We start from the raw sequence: 24,502 nt of genomic DNA on the forward strand, positions 1-24,502 counted from the left end.
CTAGCATAACTGCTAATCTACGTCAGCCCCAAAACAAAAGGCCGTCTGAAAATTATTTCAGACGGCCTTTAATATTAAACATTGATTATTTAAAGTTTGGAAACTAAGAATATCCCAGCTTGGTTACCCGATTTGCGCCAACTGTTGGCGCATTTCATCGATAACGGCTTTGTAATCCGGTTTGCCAAAAATCGCCGAACCTGCGACAAATGTATCCGCACCTGCCGCCGCAATTTCAGCAATATTGTCTGTCTTCACGCCGCCATCGACTTCCAATGCGATACGGCGGCCGCTTTGCCGTTCATACTCGTCCAACATCTCGCGCACTTTGCGGATTTTCACCAGCGTATTCGGGATAAAGCTTTGTCCACCAAAGCCTGGATTGACCGACATCAACAAAACCATATCCAGTTTGTCCAAAACGTTTTCCAGAATATTGACCGGCGTAGCAGGATTCAATACCAAGCCTGCCTGACAGCCGTATTCTTTAATCAAACCCAAGCTGCGGTCGATGTGGCGACTGGCTTCTGGATGAAAAGTAATGATATTGGCACCGGCTTTGGCAAACGCATGAATCAAATCGTCCACCGGCTCAACCATCAAATGCACATCGACCGGCACGGTTGCATACGGTTTCAAAGCCGCGCAAACCATAGGGCCGAAAGTCAGATTCGGCACGTAATGATTGTCCATCACATCAAAATGAATCAAATCCGCACCGGCGCGGATAACTTCGGCAACCTCTTCGCCCAGGCGGGCAAAATCGGCAGACAAAATACTGGGGGCGATACGGTAGTCGGTCATGTTTGTTCTCCTAAAGTGTGTTCCTTTGTCATTATCGCATTTTTGCCCCTATGTTGTATGCTGCCGACAACGTCTCTACCGTCATTTTTATGAATTTACATTTCACATACATTAATGAAACTTAGAATCAAATTGTAAGGCTTTGAAAATAAATTATTTGAATACATACATGTGCAGAAAAATCTAATATCATTAACAAAAGTTAACTGCTTTGATACTGCCTTTCACACGCTAATCGGTTATATTTCCAAACCTGATGAAATATTAGGAAAACACCGTGTCTGTCGCACTTTCCCGCTATCCGACTTTTACTTTCTTAGCACTCGCCCTACTCTGTTCCAGCCTGCCTGCCCATGCCGGTCCGTTTCTGGCCACTTTGGACGACTTCCACCCCAATTGCGATATCCGACAGCTTAATCTATCCGCCGACCAACACGCCGCCCTGCGCCGCCTGCGTACCGACTTCAAACAAATCAACGATAAAGCCTACCGCAAAACCGTACGCTCCGACCGCAACCGCCGTCAAACCATCATCAAAATCCTCTCCGGCGACTCATTCGATTCAAACGCCGCCCGCGATTATGTTGAAAACCGCTACCTCTCCAGCATGGACTATGCAGTGGATGAAATGGAAATCCAATACCGCCTCTATCATCTGCTCAATCCGCGCCAACGCCAGCAGTGGTTGTCTTCATGCTTGCGCTGATGGATAAATAAAAATACAAAAAGGCCGTCTGAAACCATATTCAGACGGCCTTTGCTTTTTTCAGCCTTAATCCAACATTCTTTCTTCCAGCAAGCGTCCTGCCCAGTCGCAGGCAAACTGCCACGCCGAACGGCCTGAACGGCTGCCGCGCATTTGCGCCCATTGCAACGCGGCTTGGCGTGCCGTATCGTCAAAAGGCACATTGAAATCGTCCAACCAGTTGGCTACGGCGGTCAAATAATCGTTTTGGTCGAAAGGATAAAAACTCAGCCATAAGCCGAAGCGGTCGGAAAGGGAGATTTTCTCCTCGACAGCTTCCTTCTGATGGATTTCGCCGCGGGTACCCGTAGTACCGCCGTTTTCATCCATGTATTCGGGAATTAAATGACGGCGGTTGGAAGTAGCATAAACCAAAACATTGGTGCAACGTTGCGACAGACCGCCGTCTAAAGCAGTTTTCAAGGCTTTATAAGTTTCATCGCCGGTTTCAAACGACAAATCATCGCAGAAGACGATAAATTTCTCAGGACGGCCGGACAACAGCGTCAACAAAGCCGGCAAACTGATCAAATCGCTTTTATCCACCTCAATTAGACGCAAGCCGCGCTCGGCGTATTCGTGCAATAACGCTTTAACCAAGGAGGATTTACCCGTACCGCGCGCGCCGGTCATCAAGACATTATTTGCCGGACGGCCTGCCAAAAATTGCTCGGTATTGCGTTTCAGCCTGTCGGTTTGCGAACCGACTGCCGCCAATCTGCTCAAAGGAAACGTATGCGGGCGCGGCAGGCTTTCCAAAATACCTTTTTTGCCCACGCTGTACCAACGGTAGGCCAAAGCGCGCCAGTCGGTTTTTCCCGGCTCGTCAGGCAGGATTAAATCCAAACGGTTTAAAACGGAATAGGCTTTTTTTAAAAATTCGGACAATTTCATTTTTACTTTCTTCTTTCAGACGGCCTTTTGCGACAACACACGCATCACGGTATCGACAACGGCTTGGGTTTGCGGATCGATTTCAATATTGATGAGGTCGCCTTCTTTGCGGCTGCCAAACAGGGTACGCTCCAATGTCTCCGGAATCAGGTGTACGCAAAATTCGCTGTCGCCGACTTCGCCTATGGTCAGGCTGCAACCGTCCAAACCGACAAAGCCTTTGGTCAGGATGTAGGGTTTGAGGTTTTCCGGCAGCTCAAACCAAACGGTGCGGTTGAACTCGCTGGATTCGATACGGGAAATTCGGGTAACCGCCATCACATGGCCGCTCATCACATGGCCGCCGATTTCGTCGCCAAACCGCGCCGCGCGCTCCAAATTGACACTGTCGCCGACTTTCAAGCTGCCGAGATTGGTTTTGCGTAAGGTTTCGTCCATCAAATCAAAGCTGACTTTGTTGCCGTCAATTCGGGTAATGGTCAGGCAACAGCCGTTGTTGGCGACAGAGGCGCCGGTTTGCAGATTGTCGGCGATTTCGGGGGGTAGCTCGACAGTGTGGGTACGAAAGTCGGGCGAAGGTTGGGCAATGTCTGTAATTTTGCCCATGCCTTGTACGATGCCTGTAAACATGATGTCTTCTTTCCGATGGTACGATAAGGCGGATATTGTAGCATTTTCCAGGCACAAAGGCCGTCTGAAAGCGGTGGTGGCGATGGTTTGGGGTATAATCGGTTTTTTATTTCCGCCGCCCGATCATGCTCAGCTACCGCCACGCCTTCCATGCCGGCAACCATGCCGATATGCTCAAGCACTTTACCCTCTTCCTCGTCCTCGAATATTTCAACCGCAAAGACAAGCCCTATTGGTATATCGATACGCATAGCGGTGCCGGTTTGTATGATTTGAGCGGCGATGAAGCGCAAAAAGTCGGCGAATACAAACAAGGCATTGCGCTCTTGGAACAAGCTGACAAGCTGCCTGCCGAATTGGCCGAATTTGTGGGCCGTCTGAAACAAATACTGCCGCAAGACAACCTTTACTGCGGCTCGCCTTGGCTGGCACAGGCGCTCACGCGCGACAGCGACAAAATGCGCCTCTTTGAGTTGCATCCTGCCGATTTTGTCCATTTGCAAAACAATATGCGCGAAGCCCGTCCTGCGCGTAAAGTACAGGTCAGCCAAGCGGACGGTTATCAAGGTTTGATTTCACTTCTGCCTCCTCCGCCCCGCCGAGCCGCCGTCTTGATTGATCCGCCCTACGAAGAAAAACAAGACTACCGCCGTGTCGTCCAAGTTTTGAAAGATGCTTTGAAACGCTTTGAAACCGGCTGCTACATGGTTTGGTATCCCTGCCTGAGCCGCGAAGAAAGCTGCAAACTGCCAGACGAACTCAAAAAAATCGCTCCCGACAATCATCTGCACGCCGAGCTTCATGTCCATACGCCGAGCAGCAACAGCTTCGGTATGCACGGCAGCGGTATGTTCATCATCAACCCGCCCTATATGCTTGCCGAACAGTTGCAAAACAATCTGCCCGAACTTGCCAAAATTTTGGCGCAAGATGCCGGCGCGCATTATGTATTGGAAAGCAAAACGAAATAAACGCTGCCGTCTGAACGCATACCCAAGCGCTTCGATTTTGCCGCCATACCTGTTCAGACGGCCTTAACCCTTTATACTTAAGCCTTTTTCCACTACAATTCACAACATAACAATTAACGGCCGTCCACTCATGAATATACGCACACCCCTAGCTTGCACGCTCCTGCTCTGCGCGTGCAGCGAATCAGTAAAAAACGAATTTAAAGAAGAATTTACCCAAAGTTTCCGCACCGAATTTGTCCGCTCGGCAACCGAAGCCTGCGTAGAAAAAGCCTCAGGAAAAAGCCCGTTTGATTCCGCGACCACTGAAAAAATCTGCCGCTGTATCGGCGAAAAAACAGTCGACCAAATCAATCCTGAAGAAGCGACCTCGCTTTTGGGCGGCAGCGACTCCATGAGCGACGAGCTGAAAAAACGCATCAAAGACACCAGCATTGCCTGCACTAAAGAAGTTTTAGGCATGGCCGAGAGCAAAACCAAATGAACACGCCGTTTTCAGACGGCCTGAAATTGAAAAATATTCGATTCAAACTTAGGAAAAGAGTGAAACCATGAAGACATTGAACCAATTCTTAGCCCAACACCTGCCCGAACACAAACTGCCGCAAGAGCTGGCCGGCGTACTGGAGTCCGTAGCTGCCGCCTGTTTGGACATCAACGCCAAAGTCCGCCTCGGCGCGCTTTCCGGCGTTTTGGGCATGGCCGGTACCGGCAACATCCAAGGCGAAGACCAAAAGAAACTCGATGTCATCGCCAACAACATCATGATTGATGTTTTAAAAGCCAATGCCAACATCGCAGGCCTTGCCAGCGAAGAAGAAGACACCTATGTCGCCACACACGAAAACGGCGGCTATTTGGTATTGTTTGACCCGTTGGACGGCTCATCCAATATCGACGTCAACATCTCCGTCGGCACCATTTTCTCCGTCTTGGCCAAACCTGAAGGCGCATTGACTACCGAATCCTTCCTGCAAAAAGGCCGCGACCAAGTGGCTGCAGGTTATGTTTTATACGGTCCGCAAACCCAACTGGTACTGACTGTCGGTCACGGCGTATTTGTCTTCACTCTGGACGATGCCAACCAATTCCTACTGACTAAAGAAAATCCGCGCGTTCCAGAATCCACTAAAGAATTCGCCATCAATATGTCCAACCAAAGACATTGGTTCGCCCCTGTTCAACAATACATTGACGAATTGCTGGCAGGCGAAACCGGCGTACGCGGCAAAAACTACAATATGCGCTGGGTAGCCAGCATGGTTGCCGAAATCCACCGCATCCTGATGCGCGGCGGCGTATTCATGTATCCGCAAGACAAACGCGACCCATCCAAACCGGGCAAACTGCGCCTGATGTACGAAGCCAACCCGATGAGCCTGATTATGGAACAAGCCGGCGGTGCATCAAATAACGCCATCGAAGCCATGCTCGACATCCAACCTACCGGCCTGCACCAACGTGTTGCCGTATTCATGGGCAGCCGCGAAGAAGTGGAATACGTTTACAATCTGCATCAAAAATAATCAGATGTATTGATTTCAAACCAAAGGCCGTCTGAAATATGATTTTCAGACGGCCTTTCGTTAAAAAATAAAAGAAACAAAAATCAAAAAGGCAGACTCAAATCTGCCCTTTGCTGCTTTCCATCTAATCTTTATTGGATTACGCCGAACGAGCCAGCTCTTCCGCCGCTTTTTGCACCCTATCCGGCGTCAGTTTGTTCAAACAATCCGTATGCCCCAACGGACATTCTCGCTTGAAACAAGGCGAGCAATCCAAATTCAAGCTGACGATTTTTGCCTTTGGGCTTAGAGGCGGCGTATGGTCAGGGCTGGATGAACCGTAAACCGCAACCAATTTCCGATCAAGCGCGGCCGCAAGGTGCATCAGACCGCTGTCGTTGCACACGACCGTATCGGCGCAAGACAACAAATCAATCGCCTCCGAAAGATTGGTTTTGCCGCAAAGATTGGTACACAGGCCGTCTGAAAGCCGGTTGATTTCATCTGCAATATCGAAATCTTTTTGCGAACCAAACAGCCAAACCTGCCAACCCTTAGCCAAATAGCGGCGGCCCAGTTCGGCAAAATGACGCGCAGGCCAACGCTTGGCCGAGCCATATTCCGCACCGGGACAAAATGCCAAAATCGGTTTATCTGTCGTCAAACCATGTTTTGCCAAAGCGGCTTGACGGCTTTCGGGATCAATCGTGAAACACGGATTATCAGAATGCCCGTTAAAATCCGCTTGGGTCGGATACGCCAGCGCAGTATAGCGGTCAACCATCAGAGGCAACGCAGCCTTATCCAACTTGCGGATATCGTTCAACAAAAAATAGCGCGATTCGCCGACGTAGCCCGTACGCTGTTTAATACCCGTAGCCAAGGCAATAATGGCGGATTTGAGCGAACCGGGCAAAACAATCACTTGATCATAGCCTTCTTTTCCCAATTCACGCCCGATACGCCAGCGTTTTTTCAATTCCAACGCACCATGTCCAAACGGATTTTCCATCACACGATTGATTTCAGGCATACGCTCAAATACAGCCATCGACCATTTGGGCGCAAAAGCATCAATGGTGCAGCCGGGATGCAGCTCATGCAAACGGCGATAAAGCGGTTGGGTCATGACGCAGTCACCAATCCAGCTTGGGGTAATAATCAGGATTTTTTTGGACATAATGGAATGTGTTTTTAATTTTGGCTTATTGTAATACGATTTTTAAAAGGCCGTCTGAAACTTGGTTTAATTGCCCTGAGCAGAACGTACTATTTGATACATGTCATTTCAACAGATGCACTCTGGTTTTAGTTTGTCTTCCCAATTATTCTGCAAACTCTGCAAATACCACGCCCCAAATACCAAACATAACAGCGGCAAGCAATATTTGCTTCATTTTTAAAACCTTATAAAAACAGAAAGGCCGTCTGAAATATTTTCAGACGACCTTTTTATAGTGGTTTAACGATGGTAGTTAGGCGCTTCTTTAGTGATTTGTACGTCGTGAACGTGGGATTCACTCATGCCGGCAGAAGTGATTTCCACAAATTCTGCTTTCTCGTGCATTTCAGCAATATTGGCGCAACCCAAATAACCCATGCTGGAGCGCAGACCGCCGGTCAGCTGGTGGATGATGTTCACAATCGGGCCTTTGTAAGGAACGCGGCCTTCGATGCCTTCAGGAACATATTTGTCTGTGCTGTCGGTTTTGTCTTGGAAGTAGCGGTCGGCAGAGCCTTGGCTCATCGCACCCAATGAACCCATGCCGCGGTAAGACTTGTAAGAGCGACCTTGGTAAAGTTCGATTTCGCCCGGTGCTTCTTCCGTACCGGCAAACATACCGCCGAGCATGACGCTGTATGCACCTGCTGCCAGAGCTTTGGCAATATCGCCGGAGAAGCGGATACCGCCGTCGGCAATCAGGGGAACGCCTGTACCTTTCAAGGCTTCGGAAACATTGTGAATCGCAGTCAGCTGAGGCACGCCCACGCCGGCCACGATACGGGTGGTACAAATCGAACCCGGGCCGATACCGACTTTAACGGCATCCGCACCGGCGGCCACCAAATCCAAAGCGGCTTGGGCAGTCGCGATGTTGCCGCCGATGACTTGAATGTGCGGATAAGTTTCTTTGACCCAGCGCACGCGATCGATAACGCCTTGGCTATGGCCGTGGGCAGTATCGACCACAATCACGTCCACGCCTGCTTCCACCAATGCTTTGACACGCTCTTCGGTATCGCCGCCGGTACCCACCGCGGCACCGACGCGCAGACGGCCTTCGGCATCTTTGTTGGCATTAGGGAATTCGGTTGTTTTGAGAATATCTTTAACGGTAATCAGACCTTTGAGTTCATCTTGGTCGTTCAATACCAAAACGCGCTCTACTTTGTGCGCATGCATGATTTCTCGGGCTTCGTCGATGCTGGTACCTTCAGGAACGGTAACCAAACGGTCGCGGGGGGTCATGATGGCAGAAACAGGCAGATCGACACGGTTTTCAAAACGCAGGTCGCGGTTGGTTACAATACCAACCACTTTGCCGTTTTCAACAACAGGCAGACCGGACATTTTGCGTTTGCGTTGTGCGCGCATTTCCAATACGTCGCGGATCAATGCGGTCGGCGCAACGGTAACGGGATCTTTCACCACGCCGCTCTCATGGCGCTTCACTTTGGAAACGGCACGCGCTTGCAACTCCGGCGTCATGTTTTTATGGATAATGCCGATGCCGCCTTCTTGAGCCATAGAGATGGCCAGACGCGCTTCGGTAACGGTATCCATTGCAGCAGAAAGTAGAGGGAGGTTGAGCGTGATATCGCGGGTGAGTTTGGTTTGAAGTTTGACATCTCGAGGCAGCACGTTTGAGTGCGCTGGAACCAACAAAACGTCGTCGAAAGTATAGGCTTTTTCTACAATACGCATGATGCTCAGTCTTTCAGTTTGTGCAAGATGCACGGCATTATATCACACCGGCTTGATGCTAACATTGGCAATACACGTTTTAACGTTATTTTTTTACATGATTTGATTTAGCGTACAAAAATATGCCAACGCATTGCAGTTTCAAGTAAAATAAGCCGCATGAGAACATCATTTACATAAGGGAAACCCATGAAATCTTCCGTACTCAAAACCTGTCTGATAGCAACCCTTCTCTCTTCCGCCACCCTGACCGGCGCGGCCGAGGTGTACACTTGGAAAGGCGCATCGGGCAACAGCTATTCCGATACGCCAAACCGTCTGCAACCGAAGCGTTCCGGCGTGGTCAACATCCGCACGCACAACGTCAAACCTGCCGTTGCGCCTGCTGTTGCAGCATCTGAGCCGGTTGCCGAGCAGCCCAACGAACAGGTTGCGGAACAAAACAAACAAATTGAAGAGCGCAACAAAAAAATCGAAGAGCAAAACCGCCAAAACAAGCTGGAAAACTGCAAAATCGCCAAAATCAACCGCCAAGTCGCCGAAAGCGCACGCTTGGCCAATCGCGACAGCCTGATTAAGCAATACCAAAACGACGTCAATAAATACTGCAATTAAGCTCTCAAATAACAATATCAAAAAGGCCGTCTGAAATTAAATTTCAGACGGCCTTCATTGTTCAGTCCATCAATAATACAGTTGAACCAACAACAAACCGAACGCCAGACTAAATGCCATGCTCAACAAGCCCGGAATCATGAAGCTGTGGTTGAAGATGAATTTGCCGATTTTGGTTGAGCCGGTTGTATCGAAGTCGATAGCGGCAATAATCGGACCATAGTTTGGAATGAAGAAATAGCCGTTTACCGCGACAAATGTGCCGATAATGATGGGCGCAGGAATACCCAGTTTGATGGCGATTGGGAACAGCGTCGCTACTGTCGCGCCTTGGCTGTTGACCAATACCGACAAGATAAACAAGGCAAAGGCAAAAGTCCACGGTGCAGATTCAACCAAATGGCTGACGGTCGATTCCACTTCTGCCAAGTGGCCGTTCATCAAGGTATCGCCCAACCAAGCCACGCCAAACACTGCAATCACGGCACGCATACCGGCATGGAATACCGAACCTCGGGTAATCGCATCGCCATTGGGTTTACACGCCAAAATAATCAGCGCAGAAGCAGACAACATCACAATTTCAATCGTATGCGCCATGCCCATAGGTTTGATCGCGCCATCGTGTTCAAAAGCAGGACGCAGCTCAGGCAGCGCACCCATCACAACCACCAGCAATGCCGCAGTCAAGAAAATACCGACCGACAATTTGGCTTTCGGCGAAATGGCGACATCGGTTTTTTGCTCCTCCACATCGATGTATTCTTTCACATAGTTCGGGTCTTTCAACAAAGCCTGATAATGCGGATCGTCTTTCAATTCTTTGCCCAGTTTGTTTACAAACACGCAAGCCAAACCGATACCCAAAATCGTGGACGGAACGGTAACTTTCAACACATCCGACATCGTGATATGTTGCGGCTCAAGCATGGTGACGCAGGCAACAACCGCGGCGGCAATCGGGCTGGCGACAATCGCAAATTGGGAAGCGATAACCGCCATCGTCAGCGGACGGGAAGGACGGATGCCATTGCGACGGCTGACTTCGGCAATCACGGGCAAGACCGAGTAAGCCACATGGCCTGTACCTGCCAACACGGTAAAGGTGTATGTTACCGCCGGTGCAATAAAGGTGATGTATTTCGGATTGCGGTGCAACACGCGCGTGGCAATCTTAATCATATAGTCCAAACCGCCGCTGGCCTGCATGGCCGCCGCGGCAGACACTACCGCCATAATCATCAGCATCACATCAATCGGCGGGCTGGTTGGCTGAAGATGGAAACCAAAAGACAATACGGCCAAGCCGATACCGCCGAGCACGCCCAAACCAATACCGCCAACCTGCGCACCAATCAGGATACACAGCAACACAACGGCAAACTGGATAAAAAACATAGTTGACATCACAACTCCCAAAATCCGGTATTAACCGAAATAAAATTACAAACGGTCAAATTATAGAGCAAACCCTCTTTCCTAACCATACTTTACCGAACTATACATACTGATTTACATCAAATAAATAATATTCTCATTTAAGCGCTAGGTTTTTAAAAATACAAAAGAGGCCGTCTGAAAATTTTCAGACGGCCTCTATGGTTTAAAAAGATGATAAGGCTATTTTCCGGCTACTTCTTCATCTTTTATAAAATCCGATACGCCATGAACACAGCGGATTTTGCGTTCCGACAAGGTTGCCTCCAACAAAGCATCGTTTTGCGGCAAGGAATCGCGTTCCGCCTCATTGTGCCAGAGGTGGTACGCAATGCCGGCAAATTTCAAATTATGGCGTTTCATCCCATTATGATAGCAACGGGCGACAAATTCGCTGTCTTCCCTGCCCCAACCGACAAAGTTATTGTCAAACCCGTTGACGGCCAGCGCATCGCTGCGGAAAAAGCCCATATTGCAAGTTTTGATACCTTTGTGTTTGCGGTTGCCTTTGCGGCCTGCCAGTTTGGCCAAACAACGGCAGCGCAGGGCGGAAAGCCGTTTTTCTATTCCCGAGCTGAACATAGACAAGGCAGGCAAATCGCCTTCGTCCAAAATATCCTGCGTTTTATCCTCAGTCAAAATCACGCGGGAACCCTGTATCAGACGGCCTTTGCGGGCAATCTTCAAATGATCGGCGATAAAAGACGGATCCAAGACCATATCGCCGTCAATCAACACAATATAATCGCTTTTCGCCTGCGCCAGCGCACGGTTGCGCGATTCGGCGGCACGAAAACCCCTATCCGGCTGCCATGAATGTTTGACCGGAATACTTGCCCTGCGGCGGATAAAATCGACCACTTCGGCGGTTTCCTGCCTTGAGCCGTCATCGGCGACAATAATCTCATCCGGAAGACGGGTTTGCGATAAGGCCGATTTCAACACCAGCTCCAGAGCATCGGGACGATTGTAGGTAGTGATGATGAGGGAGACGGTTATCGTGCGGTTGCGCTCGTAAAGTTTGACATATTTGTAATACGAACCTTGAGCATTGGACACCGAAATCGTCAGCCCGTCCGCGCCATAGGCAAAACCGCGCTTGAGCAGATAGTTCTTCACAAACGATACGCCGCCATGCAGCAAAGCCTTAAACGGAGAACTGTCTTTCTTAAAGCGGTTTTCTTCCGCATACAGCGAGCTGTACTGCTGCATTTTCTGAATCAGCCCTTCGGCGTTTTCAAAAGAATAATGTTTCAGATGGCCATCGAGTTGTTTAACCTTGGCTTCCTGCGGCAACACCAAAGACTCATGCACCTGACGGTCGGAAAAACGGGTAAATCTGCGATGATAAAGGCGCGGAATAATATCCGGAAACCAGCCGCAGCCTTTAATCAGTCTGCCGTGGTAATGGTTCAGACGAGAAAGCGAAAAAATATGTTCCTTCTCATTTTCCAAAACGGCCTCACGAATGGATTCAATTAATGCCTCATCCGCCACTTCATCGCTGTCTATGCTGAAAATCCAATCGTTTTGTGCCAGTCTAGCCGCCAGATTTTTCATCGGGCCAAACCCGATAAAGTCATGCTTGTAATAGCTGACATTGGAAAAACCCTTGGCAATTTCAAAAGTACGGTCGGTTGAGCCGTTGTCCAACAGCAGGACTTCGTCAAAGTCTTTCAGCGCACTCAAAACTTCTGAAAGATAACGTTCTGAATTTTTTACCAACATGGCGGCGGTTGCCGGAATTGTGTGCATCATAAAAAGGCCGTCTGAAAAAGGAAGCTGTATTTTAACCGATATACCGCTACAATATGTCCTCCTTTTTTCAGACGGCCTGACCCATGCAGCTTATTCTTGCCCCCATGCAGGGGCTGGTAGACGATGTGATGCGCGACCTGTTGACGCGCATCGGCGGATTTGACGAATGCGTCAGCGAATTTGTCCGCATTACGCACACGGTCCACTCACGCGCCACTTGGCTTAAATATGTTCCCGAAATCGCCCATGCCAACCGCACGCCGGCCGGCACGCCCTGTACTGTCCAGCTTTTGGGCAGCGATGCGGAAAACATGGCCGTCAATGCTTTGGAAGCCGTGCGTTTCGGCGCGGACAAAATCGACCTCAACTTCGGCTGCCCTGCGCCGACGGTCAACAAACACAAAGGCGGCGCGGTCTTGCTCAAAGAGCCTGACTTGATTTACCACATCGTCCGCACCCTGCGCCAACGCCTGCCGCAACACATTCCGCTGACTGCCAAGATGCGGCTCGGTTATGAAGACAAAAGTCTGGCATTGGAATGCGCTTCTGCGATTGAAAACGGCGGCGCATGCGCGTTGACCGTCCATGCGCGCACCAAGGTCGAAGGCTACGAACCGCCGGCTCATTGGGAATGGGTGCGCAAAATCCGCGATGCAGTCAGTATTCCCGTTACTGCCAACGGCGATGTGTTCAGCCTTCAAGACTATCTCGATATTAAAACCGTCAGCGGCTGCGACAGCGTGATGTTCGGGCGCGGCGCGGTTATCCGTCCAGACTTGGCGCGGCAAATCAAGCAATATGAAAACGACGAAACAGTGAAAGACACCGACTTTGCCGAAGTCTCCTCATGGATAGTCCAGTTCTTCGACTTATGCCTAGCCAAAGAGGCCAACAACAAATATCCGGTTGCCCGTTTGAAACAATGGCTGGGCATGATGAAAAAAGAGTTTGAACAGGCGCAGGTATTGTTCGACCGTATCCGCGCCGTCAAAGAAGCGGACGAAGTAAAACAGATTCTGCTGTCGTTTGAACAAGAGATGCATTCATGATTCAAAAAGGCCGTCTGAATTTCAGACGGCCTTTAATATGATTACTGACAGATATAATCAGCCAACAGTCTGCCTTTTTCCGCACTGGCTGCATTGGCCATATTCACATGCCTGGTCTCAGGGCCATTTTTGGATTTCAGGGCTTCGCCATATTTTCTGGCAAACTCTTTATTGGCACTGGTCACCCTTGACGCGGTAGAATCCAATATGAACTCGTCCCGCAGATATTTGCCTTGCGCCGTAATAATCAAGATATTTTCAGGCGAAGGATAATCCGGAAAATCAATATAGTTGGTAACCAGCTTATAGGAAACGCCTTTGCCATGTTTCATATCCTGACAGATGCCGTTAGGCGCGGTAAAGACTGCGTGGCCGATACGGCCGTGGCCGAAATCGTAAAAATCGATTCTCTTCGCAGAAGCCAATTGTTTTTTATCGTTGCCGTCATTTACATTTAATGACTTGCCGTTTACCAGAAACAGGGTTGGCAACAAGGGGCTGCCATGAGAGGCTTCCAAATTATATGCTTCGCCCAACAGCTTGCCTTGGCGATACACCGTCAATACAGGCTTTTTCAGACCATTTTCCGGATTGCCGGTTTTCTTAAAAGAAATCTTCTGAACCACATTGCCAAATTCATAATAAGGTCGCGACTGCACACCTGTTTTCGTATCCTGCAGGGCGCTCCAGCTACCGTCCGTCGCTTGGGCGCATGCAGTCACGGCAGCAAACAGAATACCCGATAGTAAAACTTTAGAATGTTTCATTCATACACTCCTTCTCAAGTAAACAAAAAAAACGGATGTGTGCCCTTACTGCTTATTTTTGTTTCTTTCTTTATTAAAATTTTAGAACTATTGTACTAACTTAGCAAGGGATTAAAGAACAGGCCGTCTGAACATTCAGACGGCCTTGATTAAGCTCAAATTTTAAGAAGCCAAAACGCGGTGGAACAAAATCTCATTTTCCAAATGGATGTGGTCTTTCAAATCGTCCACCATCTCTTTGGCCAATGCGTACAAACGGGTCCAGCTGCCGCAAGCGCCTTCGGGAAGCTCAAAATTATTGGTCAATTCTTCCAAACGCGCGATGGCCTGATCGTGGTCTTCGTGTTCATGCATCATCACGCTGATGGGCATGGCCGCGCCGCGACCCACACCCTGATTAATCATCGGGAACAACATGCGCTCCTCTTTCATCATGTGCATCAACAGCTCGTTTTGCATATAGGCCAACAAATCAGGCACTTCGGCAGGGAAAGTATCGGCATGAACCTGCGCCACTTTTTGCGCCAGCGGAACCAACTCTTCAAACTGGGCGCGGTGGACATTGTGGTAACGCTGCAAGATATGGTCGATGGTGGAATTGAAAGGTGCGGTTTCCCAAACGGTCAAGTCGGTCATGGCTGTGTTCCTTTAAAGATTGATATTGGATGAATGTTAGGCATAAGGATACACGCTGCTTGCGGCTTTGTATAGTTTTTTAATTGCTTAATTAATTGATAATAAAAGTTATTTTCAAAATCAAAATACCAAACAGGCCGTCTGAAACATAAAGTCAAAGTTTCAGACGGCCTGCCCTTTTCTTAAATAATCCAACGATATAAGGCAATCATTACCGGCATGGTTACCACACAAAGCAAGGTCGTCAGCCCATAAATCGCACTGGCTTTTTGGGCATTTTTGCCGTAAACAACCGCCATTTGGGTAACTGTCGAAGCGGCAGGCGAAGTCGTTGCCAAAAAGCTGATTAACACAACCGTATCCGCATGCGCATCATGATGGGCAAAACCGCAGGCTTTAACGGCGAAAAGCAATAATACCGGAATCAAAATCAGCCTTAAAAAAGCAACGAGATAAAGCCTCGGCGTCCACACAATCGAACGCAACGGCAAAGAGGCCAGCAGCATACCCGCCACCAACATGGCAACCGGGCCAATCATACTGCCCACCGTCGCTAAAGTATTATCGACAATGTGCGGCAGCTTGATTTGAAAGGCAAACATCAGCAGCCCGACCAACATGGATAAGATGTTGATATTGGTGAAAATGGTTTTCCAAGCCACATTGCCGCGACCGCAAATCAACAGGCGCAGATGCGTCCAAAACAAAAACGTCTGTACCAAGATAAAACCAGTGGTGTAAATCACCCATTCCGGCCCAAAGACCGACATCACCAAAGGAATAATCAGGTTGCCCGAATTACTGTACACCGTCGCCGCGTGTTCGAGCGCATCGAGTTTGAACAAGTGTTTAAACACCCTGCCCAAAACAATCAACACCACATGAAAAAACACCGCCAGCATAACGGAAAGCTTCAGCCCTTCGATAATCTGCGGCGTATTGTCCATCTGAAAAGCATGAATCATGACAGACGGGCTGATTAGGTAAAGCGCGATGACGGAGAGCGTGTAGCTATTTTCCGATTTCAACAGCCCGGCCTTCACCAAAGCCACGCCCATCAAAACAATCAACGTCAGCTCGGTAATTTTTCCGGCAAGCAGAAAAGAGGTTTCCATAACAAAAAAAGCGGCAAAAACGTTGATTTTACGCTTCTACCGCTTGGCATGCCAAATTCAGACGGCCTGAAGCCTTTTTCCAACAACCCGACATAATTTGCCCTACCGCAAAGCAAACCAATATAAATCTGTCCGTATATCCGCTATAATCAGCCATTTTCTTCAAACAGGAAACATCATGTCCCCCAGCCGTTTCAATCAAACGGGCCCCAAAATCGGCCTGAGCGTACGCCTTGCAGAAACCCAAGCTGAAATCGAAGCCGCCCAAAGATTGCGCTATCAGGTTTTTGCCCAAGAATTGGGTGCGGAAATCGAAAGCAATGACGGCCGCGATGTCGATCCTTATGATGAGCATTGCCACCACCTGCTCGCGTTTGACGATGCAACCGGCGAAGTTATCGGCTGCTACCGCCTGATTACCGAAGAAACCGCAAAAAAAGTCGGCGGCTGGTACAGCGAGCATGAATTCGACCTTGAGCCTTTGAAAGACATCCTGCCGCAAACCGTCGAACTCGGCCGCGCCTGCACCCACCCGGACTACCGCAACGGCGGCTTGGTCATGCTGTTGTGGACCGGCTTGGTCAAATTCATGAAAGACGAAAACCTGCGCTTTATGATTGGTTGCGGCAGTATCGAAATGCGCGACGGCGGCAGCGATGCGGCCGGCCTGTATCATGCCTTGAAAGGCAAATACCTCGCTCCGGAACAATGGCGCGTCAAACCGCTCAATCCGCTCAAATGGGACAGCATCACGCCGTCTGAAAATCCGCCCGTGCCTGCACTGATCAAAGGCTATCTCAAAGCAGGCGCGTGGTTCTGCGGCGAACCTTGCGTCGATGAAGCGTTTAACTGCGCGGATGTGCTGATCATGATGGACATCAGCCACCTTTCCGACCGCTACTTGCAGCGTTTCGCCCCTAAAACCGATTCATAATAAAAGGCCGTCTGAAACTTCAGACGGCCTGCCTCATCTTTTATAAAAACACACACAATGACCGCCAAAATCCGTTTTATCTTCCGCCTCCTTTGCATTGCCGGCTGCCTTTTGTACGGCATGGCCGAAATGTTTTTTCTGTTTCCCTTTTACAGCAGCAAACGCAAACTGCGTGCGATCCAATTATGGTCGCTGCGCGTGCTCGCTTCCTGCGGCATGAAACTGCAAACTTTCGGCACGCCGCCGCAAGAAGGCAGCGGCCAAATGCTTATCAGCAACCATATTTCATGGTTGGATATTATGGCAGTCAACGGCGCATTCCCCGGCCGTTTCGTGGCTAAAGACGATGTGGCCAAATGGCCGGTGGTCGGTTATCTCGCCACACAGGCGCAAACGGTTTACGTCTCGCGCAACCGCGGCATCAAAGGCAACTCCGCCAAAATCGCCGGCGTGACCGAAGCGCTGAAAAACGGCGATACCGTCACCATTTTCCCCGAAGGCACCAGTACCGAAGGCCGTGAAATCCTGCCGTTCAAACCCAGCTTTTTTCAGACGGCCTACGATGCAGGCGTACCGATTATTCCGGCACTCTGCCGCTATCCGAATCCGGACGGCAGCAGCCCCAATCCGCACACCGCCTACTACGGCGACATCAGCCTCTGGCAATCTATCTGCATGGTCATCAGCCAGCCTTCCAGCACGGTCGAGCTGCATTTCCTCGATCCGATTGAAGCGGGAGAAGACCGCTACGCTACCGCGCTTCAAGTACACGCCCTGTTGAGCGAAAAGCAAAAACAGTTGGGCTGATCAAACAAAAGGCCGTCTGAATGTTCAGACGGCCTTTTCCATTATCTTATGCCTTAAGATGAATATTGCACCGAATCGCTACCGCTTTTCTTTTGAATAAATTCGATTTTGTAGCCGTCCGGATCTTCGACAAACGCAATCACAGTCGTGCCGTGTTTCATCGGGCCGGCTTCGCGTACCACTTTACCGCCCTTTTCTTTGACACGTTCGCACGCAGCGTAAGCATCATCGACTTCAATCGCGATATGGCCGTAAGCATCGCCCAAGTCGTAAGACTCGGTATCCCAGTTGTGGGTCAGTTCCAAAACAGTATGGTCCGCCTCATCGCCATAACCGACAAAAGCCAAAGTAAAACGGCCTTCAGGATAATCGCGGCGGCGCAGCAATTGCATGTTCAATACGTTTTGATAAAAATCCAAAGAGCGTTCGAGATTGCCGACACGCAGCATAGTATGAAGCAAGCGCATGATTTTGTTCCTTTCTGAATTATGTTTGGTCATGAATTATAACACATCGGGCACCATCCTCTTCAGCCTCAAAATACCGACACTGAAACTGCATAAAAATGAAGCGTACACCCTGCCGTCATTTGAATTTCATGTATTAACAAGCACACCAACCGACTAAATTGCTATAATCGCCACACTTACAACACAACACTTCAAACCGCCATGAAAACCTTTGTTCTTCCCGATACCCGCCCTTATCCGCAAAGCCCTATCAAAAACCATCTTCTGCTCAATGCCTATCAGCTGGCGCACAACTCCTCCTCCGCATCACGCAAGCTTTCGGCCGGCCAACTGCAAACCGAAATCCGCACCATGCTCAGTCAAAACCATTACATCAACCTTTCATTGGCGATGACCATGGCGCCCGATGTCGGCACTTACACCAGCCTGATTCAAAGCGTGGGCGAAGTCCTGAAGGCAGAAAACGATAACGAAGCCCAATGGTTTGCCCTGCCTGTCGTTTTGGTAGCCGGTTGCAAAAAAGAACAAACCCTGCCGCTCACGCTGCCTACCGAATCCCTCTTCGCCTGCCTGCAAAACTACCCCAACCTGCGCGCCCTCACGCAAAACACGCAATGGCTGCCCTACCTCGTCCAATCGACCGACTTGAGCAGCGTTACCCCGGGCGAATGGTTCCAAGCCAAGCAAAATGATGAAGCGGCAGGCGCATTCCTGCAAAAATTCGAATACAAACCATTGGCGCTGCCCGAAGGCCAATCCGTCCATGTTGTTTACGCGCTGGGCTACGGCGATAAAAGCATTCAGACGGCCTTGGGCCTCAACCTGCAACAGGCAGGCCTGCCGCTGATGCAGGTTTGGCAAGAGCATCTCGCCCTCGACGGCGTTACCCTCTTCACCAACCCGCTCTCGCCCAATACGCCGCTTGACGCCCTGACCGAAGGCAGCCACACCCGCCAACGCATGGCCATGGACGTTTTTGCTACCAACGCCATCCGCGCCATCCGCATGCAAAGCCCGCGCGTCGGCGTTGTTGCCGCAGCCAAGGCGGACGGCAAGCTCCAGTTCAGCTTCAACGCGACCGACAGCGCGTTTGAAATCGTTCCGCAGACCTTCACTTGGGAGCTGGCTTCAACCGACAATATCGCCATCGTTCAGCAAAACTTCCTCGACCTGATGGCCGAATGCCGCATCGAGCACCTCTACCTGCTGCACAACCCATTGGGCGAAAACGAAAACATCCCGACTTATGCCCAAGCGTTGAAACTGGAAGGCCATAATCCTTTCTTCAGCAATGTAAACTAAATTGAAAATGCAACACGCAAGGCCGTCTGAAAACGGTTCAGCGTGTTGCATGGATTTTCAAACCTTACCGCTCATTTTCACAAACATGAAAACCCACAAAATCCTTTTCGTCTGCCTCGGCAACATCTGCCGCTCCCCCATGGCCGAATACGTCCTGCGCCACCGCGCCCGCGAAGCAGGCATGGGCAATGCCGTCATCACAGCCAGCGCAGGCACGTCAGGCTGGCACGACGGAGAAAACATGCACGAAGGCACGCGCCGCGTGCTCAAACAACACGGCATCGACCCGTCAGGCTTTACCAGCAGCAAAATCAAACCCAGCGATGCCGATCATTTCGACTACATCATCGTGATGGACGACAACAACCTCAGAGAAACCGAAAAACAGCTCGGTTTTCACCCCGGCAAAATCTTCAAACTGACCGACCTTATCCCCGACTCAGGATACAACCACGTTCCCGATCCGTGGTACACAGGCGACTTTGATGAAACCTACCGCCTGGTCGATGCCGGCAGTTTGGCCTTGTTGGAAAAATTGAAACAGGCTTAAACCGGCTTGAACAATAAAAGGCCGTCTGAACAGGTATCCGCAAAAGCTATGCTTTCGTGATGACATGTTCAGACGGCCTTTATTAATCACCGCATCAACCCACGCGGTAAAACGCCAGGCTGCCTAATAAGTTCGGCAGATGTTTGACCTGTCGGTTACCCGTCATGACCGCACGCTCAAGCACGCGGATTTTGTTTTTGGCACACAGCAAATCAAAGTCTTTGAGGGTACACCAATGGATATTGGGCGTATCGTACCAATGATACGGCATGCGCTCGGAAACCGGCATATGGCCGCCGACGGCGATTTGAAAACGGTTGCGCCAGTAACCAAAGTTAGGGAAGCTAACGATGGCCTGTTTGGCCACGCGCATCAGGCAGCGCAGGATTTTTTCCGTGTTCTGCATGGCTTGAATGGTTTGGCTCAAGACAATCACATCAAAGCTTTGATCGCCAAATGCCGCCAAGCCCTCTTCCAAGTCGGCCTGAATAACATTTACACCGCGGGTCATGGCGGCAATCACGCTGTCGGTATCGATTTCAATGCCGTAACCGGCGCAGTTTTTATGCGCTACCAACGCGGCCAGCAGCTCGCCGTCGCCGCAACCTAAATCGAGTACGCGGCTGCCTTCGGGTATCCAATCGTAAATGAGTTGCAAATCGTCGCGCAGATTCATTATTGGCAGTCCTTGTAAACGTTGTTCATGTAAGCGGTAACCGCGCGGATATAGGCTTCGTCTTCCATCAAGAAAGCATCGTGGCCGTGATTGGATTTGACTTCAATGTACTGCACGGATTTTTGCGCGGCGATTAATGCCTTGACCAATTCATGCGAACGTTGCGGCGAGAAGCGCCAGTCGGTACTGAAGCTGGCAACAAAGAATTTGGCCTGCACATTTTCCACAGCGCGCGTGAGGTTGTGGCCGTAATCGGCGGCCGGGTCGAAGTAGTCAAGCGCCTTGGTCATCAGCAGATAAGTATTGGCATCAAAACGGCCGACAAACTTGTCGCCTTGATAGCGCAGATAAGATTCCACTTCAAATTCAACGCCGTAGCCATACTGATAGCCATCTGATTTTAAAATGCGGCCGAATTTTTTACCCAAACCGTCTTCGGCAAGATAGGTAATGTGCCCCATCATGCGCGCGATACGCAAACCGCGTGAAGGAACGGTATGATGGCTGCGGTAATTACCTTCGTGGAAATCGGGATCGGTCAAAATCGCCTGGCGGGCAACATCGTTAAACGCGATGTTTTGGGTGGAAAGTTTAGGCGCGGAAGCGATAACGAGCGCGTGGGCAACGCGTTCGGGCAAAGAAATCGTCCATTGCAATGCCTGCATGCCGCCCAAGCTGCCGCCGACAACGGCCGCCCATTTTTGGATGCCGAGATAATCAGCAAGCATGGCTTGGGACTTCACCCAGTCTTTGACGGTTACAACCGGAAAATCCGCACCATATTCGCGGCCGGTTTCAGGATTCTCGGACAAAGGGCCGGTGCTGCCGTCGCAACCGCCCAAGTTGTTCAAACCGACCACAAAAAAGCGTTCGGTATCGATGGGTTTGCCGGGGCCGACCATATTGTCCCACCAACCGGCGTATTTATCCTCCGCACTGTGCTTGCCGGCAACATGATGATTGCCTGATAAGGCGTGGCAGATAAGGACGGCATTGCTTTTGTCGGCATTGAGCGTGCCGTAGGTTTCAATCATCAGGTCGAAACGGGGTAAGGTTTTGCCGTTTTCCAGAGCAAGCGGTGTGTCAAACGGAATTTTCCGGGGCGTTACAATGCCCACTGAGGCATTTGTTGTCATTTGTAATTTCCAAGTGATGCGGCAAAAGGGGTATTATAACGTTTCGTTTTTGTTTTGTGCATGAGGCTTCAGACGGCCTGCCCTAATTTAGAGGCAATATTTTTGGGAGGATGTGGAATGATAGGCAGGCTTTTGCGATTTTTTTTCTTTTGCGCCATCGCGGCATTGATTGTGAACCGTCTGTTCAGCCGCCAACAAAAGCGCACCATTCGGGAAATCGCCAAAATCAGCGCGTGGGTATTGCTGGGCGCGGCAGTCGCGACGCTGTTTTGGTATCTAATGATGCTGTTTTTCAAGCATATTCCCAATTCTTATTGAAATAAAATATAAAAGGCCGTCTGAAAACCTTAATCCAGCGTTTTCAGACGGCCTTTTGATGTTCAAACTTAAAACAATTCTTCCGGAATCTTGCAAACCGGAATCGGATTGACTTTGTGCTGCATGGCTTTGTGCAATCGGGTATAGATTGCCAAAACTTCGCGCTGCCTACCCTCAAAATCTTCAGGCTTGTGGCTGCCGTACACGCTCATCGCCCATTCGAGTTCGGGATAAGATGCGCCCATTTGCTCTTCATCGGTACGCTCGGTATCCCAAAGGCCGTCTGTCGGCACGGCTTTTTGAATGTCTTCCGATACGTCCAGCTCGGCTGCCAGCGCGTACACTTGAGTCTTGGTCAAATCGGCAATCGGGCTGATGTCCACGCCGCCGTCGCCGTATTTGGTGAAGAAACCGACGCCGAAATCTTCAATTTTGTTGCCCGTCCCCGCCACCAGCAAACCATACAGCTGGCCGTAATAATAAAGCGTCGTCATGCGAAGGCGGCTGCGTGCATTGGCCAGTGCCAGCTGTTTGTTGGGAAATTCGGTTTCGCTGACGTCAACGGTATCGGCAAACGTATCGAACGCCGGAGTCAAATCAACGCTTTGCGCTTTTACATTGGGATAACGCTGTTTCAGACGGCCCATGTGTTCTTGTGCGCGGTTGACTTGGTCGGATTTCTGACGAATCGGCATTTCCAACAACAAAACCGACAAACCGGTTTGCGCGGCAAGGGTGGAAACCACGGCAGAATCGATGCCGCCGGATACGCCGACGACAAAACCTTTGGCACGCGCCTGCTCGGCGTAATCTTTGAGCCATTGAACGATATGGCGGATGATGGCTTGGGTTTGCATAGGGATAAATGTTCGCTTCAAATAAACCGAATGATAGCCTGATTTGCACTTGTCTGAAAGACGACAGGGTATAATGTTTCTTTTATTTCTTGCACACACACCATGCCCAAACCCATCCTTCTGCGCTGGCTCGCCGTCTGCCTGATTCCGCTTGCCACCCTTTTGTGGTTTGCCCTCAACCCGCCCGAAGACAAAACGCAACACCTCATCAACGGCATCATCCTTGCCTGCGAAGCCACGTTCCTATTCAAATTCGTCCTCTTTGACGTCATCAAACACCACCTCAAACAAGAGCCCGAATTGAAACGGCAAAGCATATGGATGTTTATCCCGATTGTTTTGCTGATTGTTTATTTGTTCCACTATTTCGGCGCATTCTGATGTTTTCAGACGGCCTTGGGCATATTTTTCCATGAACACAACTCCACCTTATACCTGCTGGATTTTCTGCAACGTCATCGACAACTTCGGCGACATCGGCGTTTCATGGCGGCTGGCGCGTGTTTTGCAACGCGAACTCGGCTGGCAAGTGCATTTATGGACAGACGATTTTCCGTCCCTTCAGGCACTCTGCCCTGATTTGGCCTCGATTCCCAATATCCATCAAGGCATCGGCATTCACGCTTGGCAAGCCGACCATGCCGAAGATACCGATACCGCCCCTACTCCCGACATCGTCATCGAAACTTTCGCATGCGAACTGCCTGACAACGTTCAATCCATTATCCGCCGACACCGACCTCTTTGGCTCAACTGGGAATACCTCAGCGCGGAAGACAGCAACGAGAGGTTGCACTTAATGCCCTCACTCCAAGCCGGCGGCATACAGAAATATTTTTGGTTTATGGGTTTCAGCGAAAAAAGCGGCGGCCTGCTGCGCGAACACGATTACGCCGAATCTGCCCGCTTTGATACGGAAACCTTACGCCGACAACTCAAACTTCCCGCAAAAAACGCGTCCGAATGGCTGCTTTTCGGCTATCAAAGCGATATTTGGGCAAAATGGCTAACCATGTGGCAACAGGCCGGCCAACCCATTACCTTGCTGCTTGCAGGTACACAAATCATCGCCAGCCTGAAAAACAGCGGCCTAGTGCCGCAAAACGCCCTGCTTGAAGACGGCGATGTGTATCAGAGCGGACACATTACCCTGATCAAAATCCCTTTCGTTGCCCAACAAGACTTCGATAAACTGCTCAACCTTGCCGACGGCGCCGTCATACGCGGCGAAGACAGCTTTGTTCGCGCCCAGCTCGCCGGAAAACCTTTCTTTTGGCACATCTATCCGCAAGAAGAAAATATCCATCTCGACAAGCTGCACGCGTTTTGGGACAAAGCGCATCAAGTTTATCCGGATGTTGTCGCCACGGCACACCGCCTCCTTTCCGACGAGCTCAACAACGGCGAAGCACTCAGCGACAACCAACGCCTGCAGGCATGGCAAACCCTGACGGCACATCAAAACGAATGGCGCCAAAGCGCGGCAAAATGGCGGGACGGACTTTTTGCCCAAAAAAGTGCCGTCGAAAAACTTGCCGCCTTTATTTCAAAGCACAAAAAAATACGCTAAAATAGCGCGTTTTATTACAACCGATTTGAT

General features: G+C 50.2%; 27 protein-coding genes. 13 read left to right on the forward strand and 14 right to left on the reverse strand.

Annotated features, from left to right (window positions below; all coding sequences use genetic code 11):
• Positions 1 to 123 precede the first annotated feature (123 nt).
• Entirely contained in the window at positions 124 to 804 is a 681-nt protein-coding gene (gene rpe / locus HMPREF2661_RS02795) for a ribulose-phosphate 3-epimerase (protein ID WP_049322311.1), read from the reverse strand.
• 277 nt (positions 805 to 1,081) lie between these two features.
• Here rpe and HMPREF2661_RS02800 point away from each other — a divergent pair, with 277 nt between their 5' ends.
• Positions 1,082 to 1,510: a Spy/CpxP family protein refolding chaperone gene (locus HMPREF2661_RS02800; protein WP_004519835.1), complete on the forward strand. Its 429-nt coding sequence runs from the start codon at positions 1,082 to 1,084 to the stop codon at positions 1,508 to 1,510.
• A 66-nt stretch (positions 1,511 to 1,576) separates the two neighbouring features.
• Here HMPREF2661_RS02800 and HMPREF2661_RS02805 read toward each other — a convergent pair whose 3' ends face one another.
• Together HMPREF2661_RS02805 and HMPREF2661_RS02810 are read right to left on the reverse strand one after the other, a co-directional pair.
• A complete protein-coding gene (locus HMPREF2661_RS02805) occupies positions 1,577 to 2,443 on the reverse strand; it encodes an ATP-binding protein (protein ID WP_070822284.1) in 867 nt (288 codons plus the stop codon).
• A gap of 15 nt (positions 2,444 to 2,458) precedes the next feature.
• Positions 2,459 to 3,073, reverse strand: coding sequence for a riboflavin synthase (locus tag HMPREF2661_RS02810; RefSeq protein ID WP_070822285.1), 615 nt, complete (start codon positions 3,071 to 3,073; stop codon positions 2,459 to 2,461).
• A 125-nt stretch (positions 3,074 to 3,198) separates the two neighbouring features.
• On the opposite strand from HMPREF2661_RS02810, the gene rlmJ reads away from it, so the two are divergent.
• From rlmJ to HMPREF2661_RS02825, 3 genes are all read left to right on the forward strand, one after another.
• Entirely contained in the window at positions 3,199 to 4,044 is an 846-nt protein-coding gene (rlmJ, locus tag HMPREF2661_RS02815; protein WP_070822286.1) for a 23S rRNA (adenine(2030)-N(6))-methyltransferase RlmJ, read from the forward strand.
• 130 nt (positions 4,045 to 4,174) lie between these two features.
• Entirely contained in the window at positions 4,175 to 4,528 is a 354-nt protein-coding gene (locus HMPREF2661_RS02820) for a hypothetical protein (RefSeq protein WP_070822287.1), read from the forward strand.
• A 67-nt stretch (positions 4,529 to 4,595) separates the two neighbouring features.
• Positions 4,596 to 5,570 carry a class 1 fructose-bisphosphatase gene (locus HMPREF2661_RS02825; protein WP_070822288.1) on the forward strand — a complete coding sequence of 325 codons (975 nt, stop codon included), beginning with the start codon at positions 4,596 to 4,598 and terminating at the stop codon, positions 5,568 to 5,570.
• 139 nt (positions 5,571 to 5,709) lie between these two features.
• Here the strand turns inward: HMPREF2661_RS02825 and waaF are convergent, their stop codons facing one another.
• Together waaF and guaB are read right to left on the reverse strand one after the other, a co-directional pair.
• Positions 5,710 to 6,729 carry a lipopolysaccharide heptosyltransferase II gene (gene waaF / locus HMPREF2661_RS02830; protein WP_070822289.1) on the reverse strand — a complete coding sequence of 340 codons (1,020 nt, stop codon included), beginning with the start codon at positions 6,727 to 6,729 and terminating at the stop codon, positions 5,710 to 5,712.
• A gap of 282 nt (positions 6,730 to 7,011) precedes the next feature.
• Positions 7,012 to 8,475 (reverse strand): IMP dehydrogenase, encoded by a 1,464-nt coding sequence (gene guaB, locus HMPREF2661_RS02835; protein WP_049348691.1) that lies wholly within the window; start codon positions 8,473 to 8,475, stop codon positions 7,012 to 7,014.
• Positions 8,476 to 8,664: 189 nt separating this feature from the next.
• Here guaB and HMPREF2661_RS02840 point away from each other — a divergent pair, with 189 nt between their 5' ends.
• Complete coding sequence (locus HMPREF2661_RS02840) at positions 8,665 to 9,090, forward strand: DUF4124 domain-containing protein (protein WP_070822290.1); 426 nt, start codon at positions 8,665 to 8,667, stop codon at positions 9,088 to 9,090.
• A 69-nt stretch (positions 9,091 to 9,159) separates the two neighbouring features.
• On the opposite strand, the gene HMPREF2661_RS02845 is transcribed toward HMPREF2661_RS02840, so the two are convergent.
• The gene (locus tag HMPREF2661_RS02845) at positions 9,160 to 10,488 is read right to left on the reverse strand and encodes an anaerobic C4-dicarboxylate transporter family protein (protein ID WP_070822291.1); all 1,329 of its coding nucleotides are present in this window, start codon (positions 10,486 to 10,488) and stop codon (positions 9,160 to 9,162) included.
• 222 nt (positions 10,489 to 10,710) lie between these two features.
• The gene (locus HMPREF2661_RS02850; protein ID WP_070822292.1) at positions 10,711 to 12,285 is read right to left on the reverse strand and encodes a glycosyltransferase family 2 protein; all 1,575 of its coding nucleotides are present in this window, start codon (positions 12,283 to 12,285) and stop codon (positions 10,711 to 10,713) included.
• A gap of 83 nt (positions 12,286 to 12,368) precedes the next feature.
• Here HMPREF2661_RS02850 and HMPREF2661_RS02855 point away from each other — a divergent pair, with 83 nt between their 5' ends.
• Complete coding sequence (locus HMPREF2661_RS02855) at positions 12,369 to 13,334, forward strand: tRNA dihydrouridine synthase (RefSeq protein ID WP_070822293.1); 966 nt, start codon at positions 12,369 to 12,371, stop codon at positions 13,332 to 13,334.
• Positions 13,335 to 13,375: 41 nt separating this feature from the next.
• Here HMPREF2661_RS02855 and HMPREF2661_RS02860 read toward each other — a convergent pair whose 3' ends face one another.
• The 3 genes from HMPREF2661_RS02860 to HMPREF2661_RS02870 all read right to left on the reverse strand — a co-directional run bounded on the left by HMPREF2661_RS02860 (position 13,376) and on the right by HMPREF2661_RS02870 (position 15,852).
• Positions 13,376 to 14,101 carry a DUF8095 domain-containing protein gene (locus tag HMPREF2661_RS02860; protein ID WP_070822294.1) on the reverse strand — a complete coding sequence of 242 codons (726 nt, stop codon included), beginning with the start codon at positions 14,099 to 14,101 and terminating at the stop codon, positions 13,376 to 13,378.
• A gap of 162 nt (positions 14,102 to 14,263) precedes the next feature.
• The gene (dnrN, locus tag HMPREF2661_RS02865) at positions 14,264 to 14,737 is read right to left on the reverse strand and encodes an iron-sulfur cluster repair protein DnrN (RefSeq protein ID WP_070822295.1); all 474 of its coding nucleotides are present in this window, start codon (positions 14,735 to 14,737) and stop codon (positions 14,264 to 14,266) included.
• A 182-nt stretch (positions 14,738 to 14,919) separates the two neighbouring features.
• A complete protein-coding gene (locus HMPREF2661_RS02870) occupies positions 14,920 to 15,852 on the reverse strand; it encodes an AEC family transporter (protein ID WP_070822296.1) in 933 nt (310 codons plus the stop codon).
• 178 nt (positions 15,853 to 16,030) lie between these two features.
• Between HMPREF2661_RS02870 and HMPREF2661_RS02875 the strand changes: the two genes are divergently transcribed.
• Entirely contained in the window at positions 16,031 to 16,786 is a 756-nt protein-coding gene (locus tag HMPREF2661_RS02875; RefSeq protein WP_049322298.1) for a GNAT family N-acetyltransferase, read from the forward strand.
• A gap of 57 nt (positions 16,787 to 16,843) precedes the next feature.
• Positions 16,844 to 17,593 (forward strand): lysophospholipid acyltransferase family protein, encoded by a 750-nt coding sequence (locus HMPREF2661_RS02880; RefSeq protein WP_070822297.1) that lies wholly within the window; start codon positions 16,844 to 16,846, stop codon positions 17,591 to 17,593.
• A gap of 53 nt (positions 17,594 to 17,646) precedes the next feature.
• Here HMPREF2661_RS02880 and gloA read toward each other — a convergent pair whose 3' ends face one another.
• Positions 17,647 to 18,060, reverse strand: coding sequence for a lactoylglutathione lyase (gene gloA, locus HMPREF2661_RS02885; RefSeq protein WP_049348681.1), 414 nt, complete (start codon positions 18,058 to 18,060; stop codon positions 17,647 to 17,649).
• A 204-nt stretch (positions 18,061 to 18,264) separates the two neighbouring features.
• On the opposite strand from gloA, the gene HMPREF2661_RS02890 reads away from it, so the two are divergent.
• Together HMPREF2661_RS02890 and HMPREF2661_RS02895 are read left to right on the forward strand one after the other, a co-directional pair.
• Positions 18,265 to 19,365 (forward strand): conjugal transfer protein, encoded by a 1,101-nt coding sequence (locus HMPREF2661_RS02890; RefSeq protein ID WP_070822298.1) that lies wholly within the window; start codon positions 18,265 to 18,267, stop codon positions 19,363 to 19,365.
• 85 nt (positions 19,366 to 19,450) lie between these two features.
• Positions 19,451 to 19,915 carry a low molecular weight protein-tyrosine-phosphatase gene (locus tag HMPREF2661_RS02895; protein WP_070822428.1) on the forward strand — a complete coding sequence of 155 codons (465 nt, stop codon included), beginning with the start codon at positions 19,451 to 19,453 and terminating at the stop codon, positions 19,913 to 19,915.
• 94 nt (positions 19,916 to 20,009) lie between these two features.
• Here HMPREF2661_RS02895 and metW read toward each other — a convergent pair whose 3' ends face one another.
• Both metW and HMPREF2661_RS02905 read right to left on the reverse strand, forming a co-directional pair.
• A complete protein-coding gene (metW, locus tag HMPREF2661_RS02900) occupies positions 20,010 to 20,591 on the reverse strand; it encodes a methionine biosynthesis protein MetW (RefSeq protein ID WP_049322294.1) in 582 nt (193 codons plus the stop codon).
• Positions 20,591 to 21,727: a homoserine O-succinyltransferase MetX gene (locus tag HMPREF2661_RS02905; protein WP_070822299.1), complete on the reverse strand. Its 1,137-nt coding sequence runs from the start codon at positions 21,725 to 21,727 to the stop codon at positions 20,591 to 20,593. Before HMPREF2661_RS02905 ends, metW begins: the two co-directional genes overlap by 1 nt.
• A gap of 117 nt (positions 21,728 to 21,844) precedes the next feature.
• Between HMPREF2661_RS02905 and HMPREF2661_RS02910 the strand changes: the two genes are divergently transcribed.
• Positions 21,845 to 22,045 (forward strand): protein MIGRI, encoded by a 201-nt coding sequence (locus HMPREF2661_RS02910; protein WP_049348678.1) that lies wholly within the window; start codon positions 21,845 to 21,847, stop codon positions 22,043 to 22,045.
• 68 nt (positions 22,046 to 22,113) lie between these two features.
• Here HMPREF2661_RS02910 and nadE read toward each other — a convergent pair whose 3' ends face one another.
• The gene (nadE, locus tag HMPREF2661_RS02915; protein WP_070822300.1) at positions 22,114 to 22,902 is read right to left on the reverse strand and encodes an NAD(+) synthase; all 789 of its coding nucleotides are present in this window, start codon (positions 22,900 to 22,902) and stop codon (positions 22,114 to 22,116) included.
• Between the two features lie 102 nt (positions 22,903 to 23,004).
• On the opposite strand from nadE, the gene HMPREF2661_RS02920 reads away from it, so the two are divergent.
• Positions 23,005 to 23,283 carry a hypothetical protein gene (locus tag HMPREF2661_RS02920; RefSeq protein WP_070822301.1) on the forward strand — a complete coding sequence of 93 codons (279 nt, stop codon included), beginning with the start codon at positions 23,005 to 23,007 and terminating at the stop codon, positions 23,281 to 23,283.
• A 31-nt stretch (positions 23,284 to 23,314) separates the two neighbouring features.
• A complete protein-coding gene (earP, locus tag HMPREF2661_RS02925; protein ID WP_070822302.1) occupies positions 23,315 to 24,472 on the forward strand; it encodes an elongation factor P maturation arginine rhamnosyltransferase EarP in 1,158 nt (385 codons plus the stop codon).
• The last annotated feature ends 30 nt before the right edge of the window (positions 24,473 to 24,502 follow it).

The organism is Neisseria sp. HMSC061B04 (assembly GCF_001836705.1).
In the GTDB taxonomy this organism is placed as follows: domain Bacteria; phylum Pseudomonadota; class Gammaproteobacteria; order Burkholderiales; family Neisseriaceae; genus Neisseria.